16 protein-coding genes are annotated in these 16613 nt (G+C 72.6%); 2 read left to right on the top strand and 14 right to left on the bottom strand.

Translation table 11 applies throughout. The features are described 5' to 3' along the window. Positions 1-29 precede the first annotated feature (29 nt). The 12 genes from HD596_RS32990 to pyrG form a co-directional block, all read right to left on the bottom strand. On the bottom strand, positions 30-953 hold the full coding sequence (locus HD596_RS32990; RefSeq protein ID WP_185073136.1) for a hypothetical protein: 924 nt from the start codon (positions 951-953) through the stop codon (positions 30-32). Further along, positions 950-2011, bottom strand: a complete 1062-nt coding sequence (locus HD596_RS32985) for a CU044_5270 family protein (RefSeq protein ID WP_185073135.1) — start codon at positions 2009-2011, stop codon at positions 950-952. Before HD596_RS32985 ends, HD596_RS32990 begins: the two co-directional genes overlap by 4 nt. Then, complete coding sequence (locus HD596_RS32980; RefSeq protein WP_313045377.1) at positions 2004-2624, bottom strand: sigma-70 family RNA polymerase sigma factor; 621 nt, start codon at positions 2622-2624, stop codon at positions 2004-2006. Before HD596_RS32980 ends, HD596_RS32985 begins: the two co-directional genes overlap by 8 nt. 53 nt (positions 2625-2677) lie before the next feature. After that, positions 2678-3766, bottom strand: a complete 1089-nt coding sequence (locus tag HD596_RS32975) for a prephenate dehydrogenase (RefSeq protein ID WP_185073134.1) — start codon at positions 3764-3766, stop codon at positions 2678-2680. Positions 3767-3829: 63 nt separating this feature from the next. Beyond that, positions 3830-4189 carry a chorismate mutase gene (aroH, locus tag HD596_RS32970; protein ID WP_185073133.1) on the bottom strand — a complete coding sequence of 120 codons (360 nt, stop codon included), beginning with the start codon at positions 4187-4189 and terminating at the stop codon, positions 3830-3832. Between the two features lie 69 nt (positions 4190-4258). Then, positions 4259-6292 carry a pseudouridine synthase gene (locus HD596_RS65030; protein WP_313045376.1) on the bottom strand — a complete coding sequence of 678 codons (2034 nt, stop codon included), beginning with the start codon at positions 6290-6292 and terminating at the stop codon, positions 4259-4261. After that, positions 6289-6927: an SMC-Scp complex subunit ScpB gene (gene scpB, locus HD596_RS32960; RefSeq protein WP_376776155.1), complete on the bottom strand. Its 639-nt coding sequence runs from the start codon at positions 6925-6927 to the stop codon at positions 6289-6291. Before scpB ends, HD596_RS65030 begins: the two co-directional genes overlap by 4 nt. An 850-nt stretch (positions 6928-7777) precedes the next feature. Continuing rightward, positions 7778-8593 carry a segregation and condensation protein A gene (locus HD596_RS32955; RefSeq protein WP_313045375.1) on the bottom strand — a complete coding sequence of 272 codons (816 nt, stop codon included), beginning with the start codon at positions 8591-8593 and terminating at the stop codon, positions 7778-7780. After that, the gene (locus HD596_RS32950; protein WP_376776154.1) at positions 8590-9525 is read right to left on the bottom strand and encodes a ParA family protein; all 936 of its coding nucleotides are present in this window, start codon (positions 9523-9525) and stop codon (positions 8590-8592) included. Before HD596_RS32950 ends, HD596_RS32955 begins: the two co-directional genes overlap by 4 nt. A 124-nt stretch (positions 9526-9649) precedes the next feature. Continuing rightward, entirely contained in the window at positions 9650-10555 is a 906-nt protein-coding gene (locus HD596_RS32945) for a site-specific tyrosine recombinase XerD (RefSeq protein ID WP_185073131.1), read from the bottom strand. A 16-nt stretch (positions 10556-10571) separates the two neighbouring features. Then, a complete protein-coding gene (locus tag HD596_RS32940) occupies positions 10572-11174 on the bottom strand; it encodes an NUDIX domain-containing protein (protein WP_185073130.1) in 603 nt (200 codons plus the stop codon). Beyond that, on the bottom strand, positions 11171-12835 hold the full coding sequence (pyrG, locus tag HD596_RS32935; RefSeq protein WP_185073129.1) for a CTP synthase: 1665 nt from the start codon (positions 12833-12835) through the stop codon (positions 11171-11173). The genes HD596_RS32940 and pyrG overlap by 4 nt, the downstream gene beginning before the upstream one ends. 110 nt (positions 12836-12945) lie before the next feature. Here pyrG and HD596_RS32930 point away from each other — a divergent pair, with 110 nt between their 5' ends. Further along, on the top strand, positions 12946-13629 hold the full coding sequence (locus HD596_RS32930; protein ID WP_185073128.1) for an acyltransferase: 684 nt from the start codon (positions 12946-12948) through the stop codon (positions 13627-13629). Between the two features lie 9 nt (positions 13630-13638). Continuing rightward, positions 13639-14769, top strand: coding sequence for an NAD(P)H-dependent flavin oxidoreductase (locus tag HD596_RS32925; RefSeq protein ID WP_185073127.1), 1131 nt, complete (start codon positions 13639-13641; stop codon positions 14767-14769). Here the strand turns inward: HD596_RS32925 and HD596_RS32920 are convergent. Together HD596_RS32920 and HD596_RS32915 are read right to left on the bottom strand one after the other, a co-directional pair. Next, complete coding sequence (locus tag HD596_RS32920) at positions 14714-15706, bottom strand: N-acetylglucosamine kinase (RefSeq protein ID WP_185073126.1); 993 nt, start codon at positions 15704-15706, stop codon at positions 14714-14716. The two genes, HD596_RS32925 and HD596_RS32920, sit on opposite strands and share 56 nt — an antisense overlap. Next, positions 15703-16605: an N-acetylmuramic acid 6-phosphate etherase gene (locus tag HD596_RS32915; protein WP_185073125.1), complete on the bottom strand. Its 903-nt coding sequence runs from the start codon at positions 16603-16605 to the stop codon at positions 15703-15705. The genes HD596_RS32920 and HD596_RS32915 overlap by 4 nt, the downstream gene beginning before the upstream one ends. Positions 16606-16613 lie beyond the last annotated feature (8 nt).

Raw genomic sequence — 16613 nt, 5'->3', positions numbered from 1 at the left:
GGAGGCTCGGATGTGACATCGGGCCGGTGCTAGCCGGCGGCGGGCCCAGCGGCGGGCCCAGCGGCGGGCACGGCGGGCTTGTCGTCGGTCCAGCCGACCTTGTACGTCTCGACCCCGCTCTTGCCGCCCAGCTGCTTGCCGCGGTCCTGGAGGTCGGTGTAGTGGGCCAGCAGCGTCATCGTCTTGGTGTCCACGATGAACTGCTCCTTGAGCACCGAGCTCTTCTGGTTGAGGACCGGCAGCGCGACCTTCTGACCGGACCGGCCCAGCGGATCCTTGACCTGGCCGAGGTCGCTGACGCCCTTGGTGGTCTGCAACGCCCGGTACGCGGCGGACCTGACCTTGAAGGGCACCGGGTTCTCGTACAGCAGCCGCGTCATGGCCTCGGCCACGTACCGGTCCAGGTTGACCAGCCAGTCCTCCTTCTTGGCCTTCGGATCGGTCAGCTTGGCCTCCTCCGCGGCCTCGTCGATCCAGGCGCGCAGGTCCGCCACGACGCGCGCCCTGAGGGCTTCGGGCTCCGCCGGCAGGGCCTGGAGCTGGGCGTAGGTCACCCACTTCTCCCCCATCCGGAACTTCCCGGCGGGCCGCCCCTTCACCGGGACCACCCGGCCCTTGCCGGGCTCGGTGGACAGCGAGATCTTCATGCCTTCCGTCCGGTACGTCCACGAGGTCGGCGAACCGTCTGCCTTCCAGGCCGCCTCGTCCTTCGCGGTCTTGGGCCGGGCACCCAGCTCGCGGTAGGCGGACCACGCCTTGCCCTCAGGTGTCTGCCAATCGACGCTGGCCGACCGCTCGGTCAGCGTGTATCCGCTGCCCACGGGGCGCGGATGGTCCGCGGTCCGCACCACCTCGACCCGCCAGTAGGCGCCTTCGGCCGGGGCCGCCTGCGCGGGCGCGGCGACGATGCCGGCGGTGATGAGGACGGCCGCTGCGGCCACGGGGTATCTCACTTCGTCTCCTTCAAGGGGTTGTCGTTCGTCCAGCGGCTGTCCTGGACCGCGGTGTACTCCAGGAGCAGCCCGTCCGTCACCGACCGGGTCTCGATGGACAGCGGCATCCCGCTGACCGGGTCGATCACCAGCCGGGTGCGGGTCTCGCCCGCGTACGGGGTGGTGGGGTATTCGGCGGAGCGGTACTCGACCGCCTGGCCCGCGCGGCCCAGCACGTCGGTCACCGGGCCGACGGCGGCGACCCCCGGCAGCGAGGCCAGCAGCCGGTAGGCGGCGGCCCGGGTCCGGCTGGTGACCGGCGCGAAGAAGAGCAGGCGGGCGGTGTTGTCGATGGTCGCCTGGTCGTCGGGGGCGCCGAGGAGCGCGCGCAGGCCCTCGGGGGTGTCGGGCACCTCGTTCATCTTGGTCAGCGGCTTGTCCGCGAGCATGATGCGGAAGTCCCAGTCCTCGGTGGAGAAGGTCTCCGGCTTGCCCGGGGCCGCCCGTACGACGCCGAGTGGGGCGTCCTCGGTCGGCAGTCCGGGTGCCTTCTTCGCGTACGTCCACGACTCCGGCGACCCGGCGGCGCGCCAGGCCGCCTCGTCCTGGGGCGTGGCGGGCTTGGCGCCCAGGTACTTCCAGCGGTACCAGGTGCGGCCCTCCGGGTCGGCGGGGATCCACGTCTCCTGCGACTGGCTCTGCCGCAGCACGTAGCCCTGGCCGGGCTCGCGGAACTCGCTGCCGTTGACCAGCGTGCTCCCCCACCAGGCGCCGGCGTCCGGCACGGAGGTCACCGAGGCGGCGGCGGCCAGCAGGAACTGCTTGCCGTCCGGCGCGGCGACCACGCCGGGCCGGGCCGGTGGCACGGTCGGGGCCGTGGCGGGGACGACGACCAGAACCGCCGCGGCCGCCGCGCCCGCCAGGCCGAGCCCGAGCCCGGTCCACCTGGCGGCCCTGCGGCCCTTCCGCAGCCGCTCCCGCGCGATCGCGGCGGCCAGTCTGTCGCGTCCCGCCCGTTCCACGTCGGGTGTCAGCGGCGGCGCGGGCAGCAGCTCCCGCACCGCCCGGTAGTCATCCATCGGTGCCTCCGTTCAGGGGGTTGACGCTGCCCAGGGCGGCACGGAGCTTCTTGCGTACACGGGACAGGCGGGATCCGACGGTGCCGTACGGGATGTCGAGGGCCTGGGCCACCTCTTCATGGCTCAGCTCGCCCAGCGCGCTCAGCAGCAGCACGTCCCTGTCGCCGTCGGACAGGGCCCGCAGCTCCGCCGCGAGCCGTCCCTGCGTGCTCACGGCGTCCACGCGGGTCACCACGCGCTCCTCGTGGCCGTCCTCCGGGGCGCGGTGCACGCCGGCGCTGCGCTGCAGCGCCGCCAGCCGCCGGGTCTCGGCACGGCGGTGCAGGGCGATCAGGTTGGTGGCGAACCCGTAGAGCCAGGCGCGGACCTCGCCGCGCCCGGAATCGAACGTCTCGCGCTTCCTGAAGGCCGCGAGGAACACCTCGGCGGTCAGGTCGTCGGCGGCCTGCCGGTCCAGGCGCCTGCCGAGGTAGGCGTGGATCTCCGCCACGTACCGGTCGTAGATCTCACCGAACCGCTCGGGTTTTCGGCACGACAGCTCCAGCAGAGCCGCGTCGCTCAGCGCCTCCGCCGGGTCCGATGGCCCGGCGCGAGCCGTCACTTTGGCAGTCACACCCTTTACTCAACCGATAGGGCGTTCTGCTTTCACACGGGAAGAGCCAGGGCTCAGGGAACTTCCCAGCCGCGCTCGCGCAGGCCCTCGGCCAGCATGGACACGGCGTCGGGCTGGACCGACAGCTCGGCGATGCCCAGGGGCAGCCCGGGGGCGTGCTCCAGGCGCACGTCCTCGACGTTGACCCCGACCTCGTCGCACACCTGGAAGAGGCGGGCGAGCTGGCCGGGACGGTCGCCGATGACGACCTGGACGACGGCGTAGGAGGGGGCCGGGCCGCCGTGCTTGCCGGGGATGCGGTCGTGGCCGACGACGCCGCGCTTGAGCAGCTGGGTGATGTCGTTGGTGGCGGTGCCGTCGCCCTCGGCCAGGGCGCGCAGCGCGCTGGCGGCGTCGGCCAGGTCGGCGGCGACGGCTTCGAGCACCTCGGCGACCGGGGAGGCGTTGCCGGACAGGATGCCGAGCCAGAGGCTCGGGTCGCTGCCCGCGATCCTGGTGACGTCACGCACGCCCTGACCGGCCAGGCCGAGCGCGACGTCGGTGGCGTCGGCCAGGCGGGCCGCCACGGCGGAGGCGGCGACGTGGGGGGCGTGGGAGACGACGGCGACCGCGCGGTCGTGCTCGGACGCGCTCACCTCGACCGCGTTGGCCCCGCACAGCTCGATCAGCCGCAGCACGGTCGCCTTGGCCTCGGGGTCGGCCTCCTCGGTGGGGCACAGCGCCCACGGCCGGCCCAGGAACAGATCGGCCCTGGCCGCCCCCGGGCCGGACTTCTCGCGGCCCGCGAGCGGGTGGGAGGCGACGTAGGAGGTCAGGTCGCAGCCGAGCTGCCTGGCCCGGTGCAGCGGCTCGGCCTTGACGCTGGCGACGTCGGTGTAGAACCTGGCGGCGTCGATCCGCTGCAGCTCCAGCAGCTCGCTCGCCACGTGGGCCGGGGGGACCGCGATGATCGCCAGGTCCACCTCGCCGGCGAGCTGCTCGCCCGGGTCCCAGTCTTCGCCCGCGCCCAGCTCCCGGGCCAGCCGTACGGCGGCCTGATCGCGGTCGGCGAGCAGCACGCGTACGCCGCGCTTGCGCAGCGCCAGGGCCGCGGAAGTGCCGATGAGGCCGGTGCCGACGACGAGCGCGGTGCGAAGTTCCATCTCGGTGTCCTGATTTATCGGGCCATAGTGGGCGTGAGTATGCCCTGACGTAATCGCCGGGCGTTACTGGGCGATATCCTGCCGCAACTTCACCGCGCCCCGCAGGTAGACATGCTGGATCGCGGAGCGGGGGCGGTCGAGGTCGACGTGGGCCATGAGGCGTACCACCCGGGGCAGCGCGCCCGGCACGTCGATCTCGGTGCAGCAGATCAGCGGCACCTCGTGGAAGCCCAGCTTGCGCGCCGCGAGCGCCGGGAACTCGGCCGTCAGGTCGGGCGTGGCCGTGAACAGCACGCTGATCACGTCGTCGGTGGTCAGCTCGTTACGCTCCATGATCGCGGTGACCAGCTCGGTCGTGCCTGCGATGATCGAGTCGCGGTCGTTGGCTTCCACCTGGATCGCCCCGCGGATCGCCCGCACCATGTGGTCAGTCCCCTTCCATAGCGGGAGAGCCCGTGCGGAGGTTCGCACGGGCTCCTGCGTCCGGCCAGATTACAGCTTCACGGCCGCGTACAGCTCACCGACCTCTTTCAAGCTCAGCGCCCTAACCGTCCCGGGTTTGGTACGGCCCAGCTTCACCGGCCCGAACTCGATCCTGGCCAGGTCGATCACCCGGTGGCCCGCCTCTTCCAGCATGCGCCGCACGACGTGCTTGCGGCCCTCGTGCAGGACGACCTCGACCAGCGCCTGCTGGCCGTGCTCCTGCACGATCGCGAAGCTGTCGGCCTTGACGAGGCCGTCCTCCAGGTCGATGCCCTGCTTGAGCCTGCGGCCCAGGTCGCGCGGGATCGGGCCCGGCACCTTGGCCCAGTACTTCTTCTGCACGCCGTAGCTGGGGTGCGTCAGCCGGTTGGCCAGCTCGCCGTCGTTGGTGAGCAGCAGCAGGCCCTCGGTCTCGGTGTCCAGCCTGCCCACGTGGAACAGCCTCGGTGCCAGCTCCTCCACGTAGTCGGCCAGGCACGGGCGGCCCTGCGGGTCGCTCATGGTGGAGACGACGCCGATGGGCTTGTTCAGGGCGTAGTAGACGAGGTCGGGGGCGGTGGGGATGCGCTTGCCGTCCACGTGGATGACCTGCGTCGCCGGGTCCACCTTGGCGCCGAACCGCCGCACGACCTGGCCGTTCACGGTGACCCTGCCGTCGCCGATCATCTCCTCGCAGGCCCGGCGGCTGGCCACGCCCGCCTGGGCGAGCACCTTCTGCAGCCGCACCCCGTTGGGGACCTCGGTGGTGTCGCGCTCGTCGGTGTAGTCGTCGGGGTAGAAGTCGCGGTCGCGGAGGGGCTGGCGAGCGGCCTTCACCCGGTCGCGCTGCGGGCTGCCGCTGCCGATCGTCTGCACGTCGTCGCGGCGGGGGGTACGGGGGGCGCGGTCGGCGGCACGGGCGTCGCCGTCCCGCCTGCCGAAACGGGCACGCGAGGACGCCGGAGCAGCCCCGTCCCTGCGCCCGCTCCGATCGGCCCGGAACCCGCCACCACCACCGGTGCGCTCGTCACGCCGCCCGGCCGCGTAACCGCCACGCTCGTCACGCCGCCCAGCACCGCCGCGGTCGTCGCGCCGCCCGGTGCCGAAGCCCTCACGCTCCTCGCGCCGCCCGGCCGCGTAACCGCCGCGGTCATCGCGCCGGTTGGCCGTGTAACCGCCACGGTCGTCACGCCGGTTGGCCGCGTAACCACCACGGTCGTCACGCCGCCCGGCACCGTAACCACTGCGCTCATCACGCCGGCCGGCACCGGTGCCGCCACGCTCCTCGCGTCGCCCGGCGCCGAAGCTGCTGCGCTCCTCGCGTCGACCGGCCGAGTAACCGCCACGCTCGTCACGCCGCCCAGCTGAGTAACCGCCGCGCTCGTCGCGTCTGTCGCTGCCGTAGCCGCCACGCTCGTCGCGCCGCCCGGCCGCGTAACCACCACGCTCGTCGCGCCGCCCGGCACCGTAACCGCCGCGCTCGTCGCGTCTGTCGCTGCCGTAGCCGCCACGCTCGTCGCGTCTCTCGGTGCCGTAGCCGCCGCGGTCGTCGCGGGAACCGCGGGCGCGCTCGTCGCCGTAGTCGTCGCGACGGCTGGCACCGTAACCGCGGCTGTCGTCCCGGGACCCGCCGCTGCGCTCACCGCGACGCTCGCCGCCGCGCTCGTCGTCGCGGCGCTCGGAGCGGTATCCGCCCCGGTCGCCGCGGGGCCGCTCCTGGCGCTCACCACGCCCGTTGCGGTCTTCGTACCGGCTCCCACGGTCATCGGCCCGGTTGCCGCGGCCCTCGTAGCGGCTGCCGCGGTCGTCACGCGCCGGGTAGCGCTCCTCGCGCTCACCACGGGGGAACCTCTGCTCGCGGCCATCGGACCCGTACCGGGCGCGCGAGCCGCTCCGGTCGGCGCGGAGGGAGTCCCCGGACCCGCCGCGGAAGCCGCCGCCGGACCGGGATCCTGAACTGGAATCGGAGCGGAAGGCGGGACGTCCCGCTCGGCCCTGACCCGAGCCGCCGGTACGTCCACGACCGCGTCCATCACCGGACGGGGTGCTACGCCTGTTGATCACTTTGTTGTCTCCTCGAGGTTTTCCACGTCGTCGGGGAGGAAGGGCGCGAGCTCGGGGAGCTCGCTGAGGTCCCGCAGTCCCAGACGTTCAAGGAAGTATGAGCTTGTCCGGTAGAGCACTGCCTGGCTCTCCGGGTCGGTGCCGGCCTCTTCGACCAGCCCTCTCGCGACGAGCGTCCGCATGACGCCGTCGCTGTTGACGCCGCGTACCGCGGCGACGCGAGCCCGGCTCACCGGTTGCCGGTAAGCCACGACCGCGAGTGTCTCCAGCGCGGCCTGGGTGAGCCGCGTCTGCTGGCCGTCGCGTACGAACCGCTCGACCAGGGGTGCGCAGTCGGCACGCGTGTAGAAACGCCAGCCGCCTGCAACATCTCTCAAGTCAAAACCTCGGCCGGCAGCGGTATATTCCGCCGCCAGGCCCCGCAATGCGGCGACGACGTCGTGGGTGGGCCGCTCCAGCACCTGGGCCAGGGTGACCTCGGACACGGGCTCATCGACGACGAGCAGGATGGCCTCCAACGCCGCCTCCAGCGTCGGCCCTTCCCCGGCCCGCTCCTGCCCCTCCTCCGCGCCCCCGAGCCCCTCCTCGAAGCCTTCCCCACCCCGCCCCTGGCTCGCACCCAAGGCGGCATCCACACCACCCACCGCACGACCGTCAAGCACCGACGCCCCACCGGCCTCCGAAACGCCCGCCTCCCCGGCCGCGCGCACTGCGCCGAGCTCTACCGCACCACCACCCGCCGACCCGGCGCCCAAAGGACCCGAGCCCGCGGCCGCAGCCGCGCCACCCGCCTCGCGACCGTCAACCGCCGACGCCCCACCGGCCTCCGAAACGCCCGCTTCCCCGGCCGCGCGCATTGCGCCGAGCCCCGCCGCACCACGACCCGCCGACCCGGCGCCCGAAGGAGCCACGCCCGCGGCGGCGGAAGGAGCGGCCGACGCCGATGCGCTGTCCGACGGCGCCTCCGGGGAAAGCGATCCGTCGGCCGAAAGCACCTCATCGGCCGCGCGCATTGCGCCGAGCCCCGCCGCACCACGACCCGCCGACCCGGCGCCCGAAGGAGCCGCGCCCGGGGCGGCGGAAGGAGCGGCCGGCGCCGATGCGCTGTCCGACGGCGCCTCCTGGGAAAGCGACCCGTCGGCCGAAAGCGCCTCATCGGCCGATCCTGCCGCCCCACCCAGCCTCGCCCCGTCGGCCGATCCTGCATCGTCGGCGAGTGTGGCCCCGTCGGTCCATCCGGCCTCGGCTGCCGATGGCGTCCCGTCGGCCGGTCCGGCGTCCGCCGCAAAGGGGGCGTCGTCCGTTTGCGCGGCGTCGTCCGTAAAAGGCGCGTCCTCTGGTTGCGGGGCAACCTCCGGGGACGATGGGTCGGGCGTGTCCTCTGCCGAAGGGGATGACGGTTGGGCGAGGGAGCCGGGGAGGGTCATCCAGGCGGGGAGCGGGGGCTCGGAGTCGGGGGATCGGCGAGGGGTGGGCAGTGGGTTGTCAGTCATTGCGTGGTTTCTCCGCGGATTCCTCGTAATCGTCCCCCACCGCGACGTCCCCGTCGTCAGCGCCCGTCCAGGTTACGTGCAAGTCCCCCAGCGCTTCGACCTGTTCGAAGGTGACCGCCGACTCCCGGAAGAGCTCCAGCACCGCCAGGAAGCGGGCGATGACCTCGAAGGTGCCCGAGCAGTCGGCCACCAGCGTGCGGAAGGTGGCGCGCCGGAGGCGGCGCAGGTGCATGACGAGGATGGCCGCCTGCTCCTTGACGCTCGCCAGGGGCTGGTAGATGTGCCCGACGCTGACGGTGGGGGGCAGCTTGGGGGTGAAGGCCTTGGCGGCGATCTTGGCGAGCTGTTCGGGCCCGATGCCCAGGATGAGCTCGGGCAGGAGGTTGGCGAACTGCGGCTCCAGCGGCACCGTACGGGGGAAGCGCAGCGCCTCCTCCGCCATCCGCCCCGCGAAGAGCTTCGCCACCTCCTTGTACGCCTTGTACTGCAGCAACCGCGCGAACAGCAGGTCCCTGGCCTCCAGCAGCGCCAGGTCCTCCTCGTCCTCGACCTCGCCCGAGGGCAGCAGCCGGGCCGCTTTGAGGTCGAGCAGGGTCGCCGCGACCAGCAGGAAGTGGCTGGTCTGGTCGAGGTCCCACTCGGTCCCGCGGGAACGGATGTAGGCGATGAACTCGTCGGTGACCTTGGAGAGCGAGACCTCGGTGATGTCGAGCTTGTGCTTGGCGATGAGGCCGAGGAGCAGATCGAAGGGTCCCTCGAAGACGTCCAGGTGGACCTGGAACCCTTGAGGCTGCTCGGCTTCGGTCACCTGGCCATTGTGGCAGGCGCCGGCCAGCGCGAGAGCACCTCGCGGGCCAGCTCTCGGTAAGCGTTCGCACCGAGCGAGGACGGGTCGAAGGTGGTGATGGGCTCGCCGGCGACGGTCGCGTCGGGGAAGCGGACCGTACGGTTGATCACGGTGTGGAACACCTTGTCGCCGAACGCCTCCACCACGCGCGCCAGCACCTCACGGCCGTGCAGCGTACGGGCGTCGTACATGGTGGCCAGCAGGCCCTCGATCTCGAGGTCCTCGTTCAGCCGCTCCTGGACCTTGGAGATCGTGTCCATGAGCAGCGCCACGCCGCGCAGCGCGAAGAACTCGCACTCCAGCGGCACCATGACGCCGTGGGCGCAGGTGAGGGCGTTGATCGTGAGCAGGCCCAGCGACGGCTGGCAGTCGATGAGGCACACGTCGTAGTGCGGCAGCAGCGGCTTGATCACCCGGCCGAGCACCTGCTCGCGGGCGACCTCGGTGACGAGCTGCACTTCGGCGGCCGACAGGTCGATGTTGCTGGGCAGCAGGTCGAGGCCCTCGACGCCGGTCTCCAGGAGCACGTCCTCGGCGGTGACGCCCCGCTCCATGAGCAGGTTGTAGACCGTCAGGTCGAGCTGGAGCGGGTTGATGCCCAGGCCGACGGAGAGCGCGCCCTGCGGGTCGAAGTCGACCAGCAGCACCTTGAGCCCGTATTCGACGAGCGCCGCCCCCAGGTTGATGGTGGTCGTCGTCTTGCCGACGCCGCCCTTCTGGTTGACCATCGCGACCACGCGCGCCGGGCCGTGCACCGCGGGCGGCACCGGCTCGGGGAACACGGGTCTGGGCCGCTGTGTGGGCCCGAGGTTGACGCCGTTGGAAGGCGCGTTGGTCTTCGTGTCGCCCCAGGGGTTGTCGGGGGTCCCCGGGGTCGAACCCTTGGTCGTCACAGTCACCAGCTCGAACCTCCCTGACGATCCCGAACCGGACCGTCCGGACGGACACTATGGGCTCGCCACTTTAGGCGGCAAGGCGGCACGCCGAGGGCGGCCGCACGTCGCAAAAGACTATAGATCACTGCCGGGCACGGGGGTGCGCGGCGGCGTAGACCTCGCGAAGTTTGTCGACCGTCACCAGGGTGTAGACCTGCGTGGTCGTCACAGAGGCGTGGCCGAGCAACTCCTGTACCACCCTAACGTCAGCGCCGCCGTCTATCAGATGGGTCGCGAAGGAATGGCGAAGAACGTGGGGACTTATCCCGTCGAGCTCGGCGCGTTCGGCGGCGGCCTGGAGCACTTCCCACGCTCCCTGCCTGGTCAGACGGCCTCCCCTGGCGTTCAGGAAGACGGCCGGGGTGCCGCGCCCGTGGGCGAGCAGGCCGGGGCGGGCCCGTACGAGGTAGGCGTCGAGCGCGGAGCGGGCGTAGCGGCCCAGGGGCACGACGCGCATGCGCTCGCCCTTGCCGCGCAGGCGTACCTGGTCGTCCTCGAGGTCGTCCACGGCCAGGCCGACGGCCTCGGAGATGCGGGCGCCGGTGCCGTACAGGACTTCGAGCAGGGCCCTGTTGCGCAAGGTCAGGGGCGCGCCGTCGGGGCCGGAGGCGGCGATGAGGCGCTCGACCTCGTCCACGCTGATGGCCTTGGGGAGCCTGCGCGGCTGGCGCGGCGGGCGTACCTCGTGGGCGGGGTCGTGGGCCGTGACTCCTTCGCGCAGAGCGAAACGGTGCAGCCCGCGCACGGCGGAGACGGCGCGGGCGGCCGAGCTGGCGACGAGCGCCGGGTGCTCGCCGTCGCCCTCGCGCAACGCGGCGAGGAAGGCCAGCACGTCGGCCTCCCCCACCTCGTCGAGCTCCGCCCGGCCGCGCGCGTGCAGATGGTCGACGTATCGCCGCAGGTCACGACGGTAGGACGCGAGCGTGTTGGCAGCCAGGCTCCGCTCCACCGCCAGATGGGCGAGGTAACTGGAGAGCACCGCCTCCACGAAAAGGTCCTTCCGGTCACACCTCAGGGGCGTCGGCGGGGCGCAACAGGGCGAACCCCTCGACCGAAGCCGCGTACGCGGCGAGGATACCGGCCACGGCCGGGGAATTGTGGATCATTCCCATGAGCGCCTTCTCGACCGCGTCGGCCAGCGGCACCCACTCGACCGGCATGTCGATCTCCTCGTGCCGGTGGACGAAGTCGGTTTCGATCTTGGTCAGGTCGCGGGCGAGGAAGACCCGGATCCGCTCGCCGGTCATGCCCGGGGAGGAGCGCAGGTCGACGAGGGTGTGCCAGGTGTCGGCCCGGTAGCCGGCCTCCTCGGCGAGCTCGCGCGCCGCCCCCTCGACGAGCGATTCGCCTTCGACGTCGCGGATCCCGGCGGGCAGCTCCCACATCAGCATGCGCGCGGGATGGCGGTACTGCCTGATCATCAGGACCCGCTCCTGCTCGTCGAGCGCGAGCACGGCGACCGAGCCGGGGTGCACCACGATGTCGCGGTCGGCGACCTCGTCGCGGGGCATCTTCACCGAGTCCGTGACCACCGTGATGACGTGGCCGCGGAAGCGTTCCTTGGAATCGACGACGTCCCACGCCTCGGGCGTGTCTTCGATCTTCACTGGGTCACCTTCGTCGAGACCCGCGCGTCGGCGTACGTCAGGGCCGCGGTGATGAGGCCCTTGAACATGGGGTTGGCCCGCGTGGGGCGCGAGCGGAACTCGGGGTGGGCCTGGGTGCCGATGAAGAACGGGTGGATGTCGGTGGGCAGCTCGGTGTACTCGACCAGGCGGCCGTCGGGCGACAGGCCGGAGAAGACCAGGCCGACCTTCTCGAGCTGCTCGCGGTAGGTGTTGTTGACCTCGTAGCGGTGGCGGTGGCGCTCGTCGGCCTTGGCCTTGCCGCTGTAGAGCTGCCTGGCCAGGGTGCCCTCGCCGAGCTTGGCGGTGTAGCTGCCGAGCCGCATGGTGCCGCCCATGTCGCGCTCGCCGGCGACGACGTCCTCCTGGTCGGCCATGGTGGAGATGACCGGGTGCTTGGTGTCGGGGTCGAACTCGGCGGAGTTGGCGTCCTCGATGCCGGCCATGTTGCGGGCGGCCTCGATGACCATGCCCTGCATGCCGAGGCAGATGCCGAGCAGCGGGATCTTGCCCTCGCGGGCGTGGCGGATCGCGCCGATCTTGCCCTCGATGCCGCGCACGCCGAACCCGCCGGGGATCAGCACGCCGTCGACGCCGTCGAGCTCGCGCTCGGCGCCCTCGGGGGTCTCGCAGTCGTCGCTCTTGACCCACCGGATGTTGACGCGGGCGTCGTTGGCGAACCCGCCGGCCCGCAGCGCCTCGGTGACCGACAGGTACGCGTCCGGCAGGTCGATGTACTTGCCGACCAGGGCGATCGTGACCTCCTTGGCCGGCCGGTGCACCCGGCGCAGGAGCTCCTCCCACTCCTTCCAGTCGACGTCGCGGAACGGCAGGCCGAGCCGGCGCACCACGTACGCGTCGAGCCCCTCGGAGTGGAGCACCTTGGGGATGTCGTAGATCGAGGCCGCGTCCACGGCGGAGACGACGGCGTCCTCGTCCACGTCGCACATCAGGCTGATCTTGCGCTTGATCGCCGTCTGCACGGGCCGGTCGGAGCGCAGCACGATCGCGTCCGGCTGGATGCCGATGCTGCGCAGCGCCGCCACGCTGTGCTGGGTCGGCTTGGTCTTGAGCTCGCCCGAGGGCCCGATGTACGGCAGCAGCGACACGTGCAGGAAGAACACGTTGTCGCGCCCGACCTCGTGCCTGATCTGGCGGACGGCCTCCAGGAACGGCAGCGACTCGATGTCGCCGACCGTGCCTCCCACCTCGGTGATGACCACGTCCACCTCGGGAGCGGCCATGCCCCTGATGCGGTCCTTGATCTCGTTGGTGATGTGCGGGATGACCTGGACGGTGTCGCCCAGGTATTCGCCGCGCCGCTCCTTGGCGATGACGTTGGAGTAGACCTGGCCGGTCGTCACGTTGGCCGAGCCGTGCAGGTCGGTGTCGAGGAAGCGCTCGTAGTGGCCCACGTCCAGGTCGGTCTCGGCACCGTCGTCGGTGACGAACACCTCGCCGTGCTGGAACGGGTTCATGGTCCCGGGGTCGACATTGAGGTACGGGTCGAGCTTCTGCATGGTGACCCTGAGACCGCGTGCCTTGAGCAGGCGGCCGAGACTGGATGCCGTGAGCCCCTTGCCTAGGCTGGAGGCGACACCGCCGGTGACGAACAGATGCTTGGTTTGCGATGCGCTGCGCAAAGGGGCTCCCGTGGCTCGAGGTGTGGTCGAAGTGTCCACGGGCTCTCAGGATATCAAACAACGCCCCCGACATGCCCGAACGGCTTGACCTAGCGGTAACTTTGGTCCCTATGTCATTGGTACGGCGGGCGGTCGGCGCGCTGATTCACCGAGCCTACGGGGCGATCCGGCGCGCGGGCGCGATCACCCCCGCCGCCCCGGCCGGCTACCGATTCGGCCGGATCGGCGACGGGGTCAGCATCGCCTTCCCCCCGGGCGCGATCTTCGGCGAGCGGTACATCGAGATCGGCGACCACACGCTGATCGGCGAGCGCGTCTCCCTGTCCTGCGGCATGGGCCCGGGGCTCGACCTGGGGCCGGATTCGATCCTGCGCATCGGCGGCGGCTGCTCGATCGGCCGCGGCTCGCACGTCGTGGCCCACCAGTCGATCGACGTCGGCGACGACGTCTTCACCGGCCCGTACGTCTACATCACCGACCAGAACCACGTCTACGACGACCCGGACGTGCCGATCGGCCGGCAGTGGCCGCGTAACAGCCCGGTATCGATCGGCTCCGGCTCGTGGATCGGGGCGGGCGCGATCATCCTGCCGGGCACGAGGCTGGGCCGCCAGTGCGTGGTGGCGGGCGGGGCGGTGGTCCGCGGCGAGTTCCCCGACCACAGCGTGGTCGCCGGCGTGCCGGCCAAGCTGGTCCGCGGCTACACCTCGGAGTTAGGCTGGCACGCCCCCGGCGCCCTCCTGGCACACAGGGCCCGCCCCGGGGGATGGACCGAACAAGCTTCTGCCGGTTAGCGTCGGATCATGCGGACTCCCATCTGTGAGCGCCTGGGCATCGAGTTCCCGTTGTTCGCCTTCAGCCACTGCCGCGACGTCGTGGCCGCCGTCACGAACGCGGGCGGTTTCGGGGTCCTGGGTGCGATCGCGTACTCGCCGGAGCAGCTCGACACCGAGCTGACCTGGATCGACGGGCAGGTGGGTGGCCGGCCGTACGGCGTGGACGTGCTCGTGCCCGGCAAGGTCGACGCCTCGGCGCTCGACCGGCAGGCGCACCTCATGGACTTCGTCCCCGACCGGCACCGCGACTTCGTCACCCACCTGCTGTCCAAGTACGGCGTGAGCGCCCCCATGCAGCCGCTGACGGCGGCGGCGGACGAGTTCGGCAGGCGGGTGACGGCGGCCGGGGCGACGGGGCTGATCGACGTGGCGCTCAAGCACCCGATCGGGCTCATCGCCAGCGCCCTGGGGCCGCCTCCGCCCGAGATGGTCGCCCGCGCCAGGGAGGCGGGGGTGCCGGTGGCCGCGCTGGTCGGCACGGTCGAGCACGCCCGCAGGCAGGTGGCCGCGGGCGCCGACCTCATCGTGGCGCAGGGCACCGAGGCGGGCGGGCACACCGGCGACATCTCCACGATGGTGCTGGTCCCGCAGGTCGTGGACGCGGTCGCCCCGGTCCCCGTGCTGGCGGCGGGCGGGATCGCGTCGGGGCGGCAGATGGCGGCGGCCATGGCGCTCGGGGCGGAGGGCGTGTGGTGCGGCTCGGTCTGGCTGACCACGGAGGAGGCGGAGACGTCGCCCGCGGTCAAGCGCAAGTTCCTGGCCGCCTCGTCGCTGGACACGGTCAGGTCCAGGTCCCGTACGGGCAAGCCGGCCCGCCAGCTCAGGTCGGCCTGGACGGAGGAGTGGGACTCCGGCCAGGAGAGCCCCGGGCCGCTCGGGATGCCGCTGCAGCTGCTGGTGGCCGAGGGCGCGATGGCCCGCATCGGGGCGGCGGCGGAGAAGGGCGAGCCGGGGGCGGTGGAGCTGGTCAACTACTTCGTCGGGCAGGTCGTGGGCCAGCTCGACCAGGTCAGACCGGCCCGCGAGGTGGTCTACGACATGATCAGCGAGTTCGGGGAGGCGGTGGCGCGGCTGCGGCTGCTGACCGGCTCCCACTAGCCGCGTAGACGTACAGGTACGGGTGCCGCGGCCGGACCTCGCCGGCCGCCGCGGCCCTGGCCAGCGCGAGCGCGCCGTCGGCCGAGGTGCCGGCGGGCGGCGTGAACCGGGCTCCCGGCAGCAGGTCGCGCACGGTGTCCTGGAACGGCTCCATCAGCAGGTCCGCGGCGTCGAAGACCCGCCCGCCCCAGGAGAAGACCGGGTCGAGCCCCGGCGCGGCGGCGACGGCGGTCTGGCCGAGCTGCCGCCCCGCCTCGGTCCAGATCCCGCGCGCCACCGGGTCTCCCGCGCGGGCCGCGTCGGCCACCGACGGCGCGAACGACGCCAGGTGGTGCGCCGGCGAGGCCGACTCGTAGACGAGCGCCACCAGGTCCAGGGGGTGGCCGAAGCGGGCCGTCAGGTGTTCGAGGAGGGCGGGCGAGCCGCCGGCCCGGCCGTCGTGGGCGCGCAGGGCGGCCTGGAGGCCCTGGCCGCCGATCCAGGCGCCCCCGCCGTGGTCGCCGAGGAGGTGGCCCCATCCGTCGGACTGGTTCCAGACGCGGTCGAGGTCGGTGCCGAGCGTGATGACGCCGGTCCCGGCGGCGACCACCACTCCGGGCCGGAACCCGAGCGCGCCGACGTGCGTGGTCACCATGTCGCCGGCGACCACGAGCGTGCCGAGCCCGAACCGCTCCCCCAGCGCCCGCCACAACGCCTCCGGCTCCCTGACCAGCCCCGGCAGCCCGGTCACGCCGACGGCCATCCCGTCCAGCCGCACGGGGGCCCGTCCTGCGTCCCCGATGAGCGACGCGATCCGGGTGGCGAGCCGGTCGAGGTCCACCCGGCCCTCGGCGCGGGGCACGGGCGCCGGGTCCTCGCCGTACGCGATCTCCCCGCCGCTCTCGATCCGGGTCCTGATGCCTCCGCCGCCGACGTCCACGCCCGCGAAGCCGCTCATCCGGCGTGCCCGCCCAGCGCGGCCACGGCCGCGCGGACGCCCGGATGGGCGGCGAGCGCGGCCCGCGCCTGGCCGGGCGTGCAGCCCGTGAGCAGCCGTACGAGCGCCTCCGGGATCCGCCCGTCCGCCTCCGCCAGCGCGGCGCCGCAGGCCGCGGCGTCCTCCCCGGTCGCCTCCACGAGCAGGTTCACCGCCCGCCGCTCCAGCTTGGCGTTGGTGGCGACCAGCCCGACCATGAGGTTCGAGTACGTACGCCCCGCTTTGATCATGAGTGCCGTCGAGAACGCGTTCAGCAGCACCTTGGTCGCCGTGCCCGCCTTGAGCCGGGTGGAGCCGGTGAGCGCCTCGGGCCCGGTGTCCGCGACGACGAGGATCTCGGCCAGGTCGCGCAGCGGCGCGGCCGGGTTGCAGGTGATCAGCACGGTGAGCGCGCCCGCCGCCCTGGCCGCGCGCAGCGCCCCGGCCACGTACGGGGTGCCCCCGGACGCCGTGATCCCGATGGCCACGTCGTCCTCGCCGAGCGCCCCGGCGTCGGCGGCTCCGAGCTCCCCGGCGTCCTCCCGGTCCACGGACGAGTCGGTGAGCGCGCCCGGCCCGCCCGCGAAGTGCGCCGTGAACAGGCCACGCGCCACCCCGAACGTCGGCGTGATCTCGGTGGCGTCCAGCACCGCCAGCCGCCCCGACGCGCCCGCGCCGAAGTAGTGCACGCCGCCGCCCCGGCCCAGCCGGAGATGCGTCTCGTCCACGGCCCGGGCGAGCGACGCGGTCGCGGCGCGGGCGGCCGCGACCGCCGTGGCGTCCTCGTCCAGCAGCAGCCGCAGGACGTCCGCCGACTCCAGCGTGTCGATGTCGGCGGTGCGCGGGTTGCGGCTCTCGGTCGGTGGTGCCACCTGGGGCATCGTGCTCC

The organism is Nonomuraea jabiensis (assembly GCF_014204795.1).
GTDB lineage: Bacteria > Actinomycetota > Actinomycetes > Streptosporangiales > Streptosporangiaceae > Nonomuraea > Nonomuraea jabiensis.
This window is presented reverse-complemented; position numbering and strand designations above follow the sequence as displayed.